Origin of the sequence: Mucilaginibacter sp., assembly GCF_036383575.1 — a bacterium.
Classification (GTDB): domain Bacteria; phylum Bacteroidota; class Bacteroidia; order Sphingobacteriales; family Sphingobacteriaceae; genus Mucilaginibacter.
This window is the reverse complement of sequence record NZ_DASVOB010000509.1, coordinates 1-3,597: the sequence shown is the minus strand read 5'-3', so window position 1 is coordinate 3,597 and position 3,597 is coordinate 1. Positions and strand designations below refer to the sequence as shown.

At 42.5% G+C, this 3,597-nt stretch carries 4 protein-coding genes; 3 read left to right on the top strand and 1 reads right to left on the bottom strand.

What is annotated here, in order from left to right; genetic code table 11:
- Positions 1-389, bottom strand: a 389-nt coding sequence (locus tag VF500_RS18030; RefSeq protein WP_330861010.1) for a DUF4294 domain-containing protein, incomplete at its 3' end; no start/stop codon positions are given.
- A 148-nt stretch (positions 390-537) separates the two neighbouring features.
- Here VF500_RS18030 and VF500_RS18025 point away from each other — a divergent pair.
- The 3 genes from VF500_RS18025 to VF500_RS18015 form a co-directional block, all read left to right on the top strand.
- Complete coding sequence (locus tag VF500_RS18025) at positions 538-2,760, top strand: bifunctional (p)ppGpp synthetase/guanosine-3',5'-bis(diphosphate) 3'-pyrophosphohydrolase (protein ID WP_330861009.1); 2,223 nt, start codon at positions 538-540, stop codon at positions 2,758-2,760.
- A 172-nt stretch (positions 2,761-2,932) separates the two neighbouring features.
- Positions 2,933-3,400, top strand: coding sequence for a transcriptional repressor (locus tag VF500_RS18020; RefSeq protein WP_330861008.1), 468 nt, complete (start codon positions 2,933-2,935; stop codon positions 3,398-3,400).
- Positions 3,401-3,404: 4 nt separating this feature from the next.
- Positions 3,405-3,597: DUF6922 domain-containing protein (locus tag VF500_RS18015; RefSeq protein ID WP_414688586.1), on the top strand; the 193-nt coding region annotated here is incomplete at its 3' end.

Below are 3,597 nucleotides of genomic sequence, written 5' to 3'. Positions count from 1 at the left end.
ATAAGCTTAATTAAAACCTCTCCCTGACTAATTGTCAGGTTTTTGATTTCTTTATTGAACAGATTTTTTATTTCACCCTCGCAGGTGCTTACTAATTCCTTTTGTTTTTTCCTGTCGGCAGTAACGGCCAGGTCGCGCTGTAACTGGCGGTACCTTTGCCCTGCAAAACGTGCGTAGGGCAGTACTTTCATTACATTATAGCGTAAACGGCGGTAGTTTAGCCTGTCGGCTTCACTTGCAAAAATACGGGTATCTACAATTCTAACCTCCGGCTCAACTATCCACGGTACAAGCTCGCCATCAAGGTTGGTCATAGCTGTTCTGATGGTATCATTTTTGCCAAGGGTTACAGGTGCAGGCGTAGCTGTTTGGGCCTTTGCAGCACCCATTAAGCAACATAACAGCAACATAAAACCAATAAATTTCATATTTTTACTTAATACAAAAATAATGTAATTTTTTTTGGTATTTTACTAATACCTGCAATAATATTTATTTGCTGCATGTTTATGATTGAATACCGCTAATACCCCGTACATGAAAGACTTAGTGATTGACCTGGAAGCCGAGAAGAACGAGATACTAAAAAGATACCGCGCTTTATTACGTGCCTGTAAATCAACCCTTCAAAAGGGCGATAAACGCATGATACGTAAGGCATTTGATATGGCCCTTGAAAGCCATAAAGATATGCGCCGTAAAAGCGGCGAGCCCTATATATATCACCCTATTGCTGTTGCCCAGATAGCCGCCGAAGAAATTGGCCTTGGTACTACCTCAATAGTGTGCGCCCTGCTGCATGATGTGGTTGAAGATACCAACATGACGCTTGAGGAAATTGAGATGGAGTTTGGTAAAAAGGTGGCCAAAATTATTGACGGCCTTACCAAAATATCAGGTGTTTTTGATACCAATAGCTCATTACAGGCCGAAAACTTCCGCAAAATGCTGCTTACCCTTGCCGATGATGTAAGGGTGATATTGATCAAGCTTGCGGACAGGTTGCATAACATGCGCACCATGGAGTTTATGCCCAGGGACAAGCAGCTGAAACTCTCGTCAGAAACGGTTTACCTGTATGCGCCCCTTGCACACCGCCTGGGTTTGTACGCCATAAAATCTGAGCTGGAAGATCTTTCCATGAAATACATGGAGCGCGAAACCTATCAGTTCATCAAAAATAAACTGAACGAGAAAAAAGCCGAACGCGAGCGTTTTATACGCGATTTTATTGAGCCTATAAATAAATCATTATTAACGCAGGGACTTGAGGCTGACTTATTTGGGCGGCCGAAATCTATCCACTCCATCTGGAATAAGATGAAAAAGAAATCGATCCCTTTTGAGGAGGTTTACGATCTTTTCGCCATCCGGATCATATTGGATAGCACCCCTGAAAATGAAAAGGCCGACTGCTGGAAAGCTTACTCTATAGTGACCGACCAGTACCGCCCCAACCCCGACAGGCTGCGCGATTGGATATCATCGCCCAAAGCCAACGGCTATGAATCATTGCATACCACCGTAATGGGCCCGCGCGGGCAGTGGGTTGAAGTGCAGATCCGAACCAAGCGTATGAACGAAATTGCCGAGAAGGGCTTTGCCGCGCACTGGAAATACAAGGAAGCAAGTTCGGATAGCGGCCTTGACCAATGGGTACACAAGGTGCGCGAAATGCTTAAAAATCCGGATACCAACGCGCTCGACTTCATCGATGATTTTAAGATGAACCTGTTCAGTGATGAGATCTTCATTTTTACACCGAAAGGTGCGCTGATCCAGTTACCGTTAAATGCAACTGCGCTTGACTTTGCCTTCGAGATCCATACCGATGTTGGTGCAAGTTGTATTGGCGCTAAAGTGAACCACAAGCTGGTGCCGCTAAGCTATAAGCTGCAAAACGGCGACCAGGTTGAGATCATTACATCCAGCAAGCAAACGCCTAAGGAAGACTGGCTTAACTTTGTGGTTACCGCAAAGGCTAAAGCCAAGATCAAGTCGGCTTTAAAAGAGGAGAAGCGCAAAATTGCAGAAGATGGTAAGGAGATACTGGAGCGCAAAATGAAATCGCTCAAGATCACTTATAATTCTGAAAACCTGCAAAAGATCAGCTACTTTTTTAAACTACAGGCCACGCAGGACCTTTTTTACAATGTTGCCAAAGGCACTATTGATATGAAGGACCTGAAAGAGTACCAGGCATCCGAAAAGGTAATTGACAATAAGCCGCAAGATAAAATAGACCAGGAACAGGTTCAAAACCTCATCAAAAATATCAAGGCCAAAGACAGCGATATCCTGCTCATTGGCGAGGACATGCAAAAGATAGATTACAAGTTGGCCAATTGTTGTAATCCAATCCCCGGCGATGATGTTTTTGGTTTTGTTACCGTGAGCGACGGGATCAAGATTCACCGTACCAACTGCCCTAATGCAGCCAAACTAATGGCTAACTATGGTTACAGGATAGTAAAAGCCCGCTGGACAAACCAGCAGGAGCTTGCTTTCCTTACCGGTTTGCGCATTACCGGTATTGATGAGGTTGGGTTGATCAACAAGCTTACTACCGTAATTTCGAATGATTTTAAAATAAATATCAGGTCCATTACAGTTGACAGCGATAATGGTATATTTGAGGGTTCGCTGATGTTGTACGTGAACGACACCAGTCATTTGGACACCCTGATTAAAAACCTAAAACAAGTAAAAGGCGTAACCGCAGTTAACCGTTTTGATTCGGCTATTGAGAAAGCGTCTTGAGGATAGAAGCAAGAAGTCAAGAATCAAGAGACAAGAAATGAGCTTAAGAATCAAAGAACCAGGGCAGATCAATTTTTCTGCTCTTGATTCCTGATCTCTTGACTCCTGGTTCTTGACCTCCTGGCTCTTTTCCATAATTTATTAATAACTTTGCCCCCGTTAATACATCATTATGTCACAGCAGGATACCATACCAATGGTTAAGAAAATTTTTGAGGCTTACCTCGAAAATAAAAACCTCAGGAAAACCCCTGAACGTTTTGCTATACTCGAAGAGATATATTCCCGTACAGATCACTTTGATGTGGAGTCGTTGTACATCCACATGAAAAATAAAAAATATCGTGTAAGCCGTGCAACGGTTTACAATACGCTTGAGCTGTTGGTTTCGTGCGATCTGGTTACTAAACACCAGTTTGGCAAAAACATGGCCCAGTTCGAAAAATCATACGGCTACAAACAGCATGACCACATCATTTGCATCGACTGTGGAAAGGTGGTTGAGTTTTGCGATCCCCGCATCCAGCAGATCCAGAGTATGATGGGCGATATATTAAAATTTGAGATCAAACATCACTCTTTAAATCTTTATGGTAATTGTGCCAAATTAAGAGAGGGTTTTTGTGACAGAAGAGTATAAAAACATGGAGAAACCTACTTTAAGCAAGCAGGCATTTTGGGATGTTGATATGGATAGTATCGACTATCAGAAAAATGCGCGTTTTGTAATAAGTAAGGTTTTCGATAGAGGCTCCCTTGACGATGTAATTTCTATATTAAATTTCTATCAGGATGAAATCATCAAATCAAGCTTATTGAATGTAAGATATCTTTCAA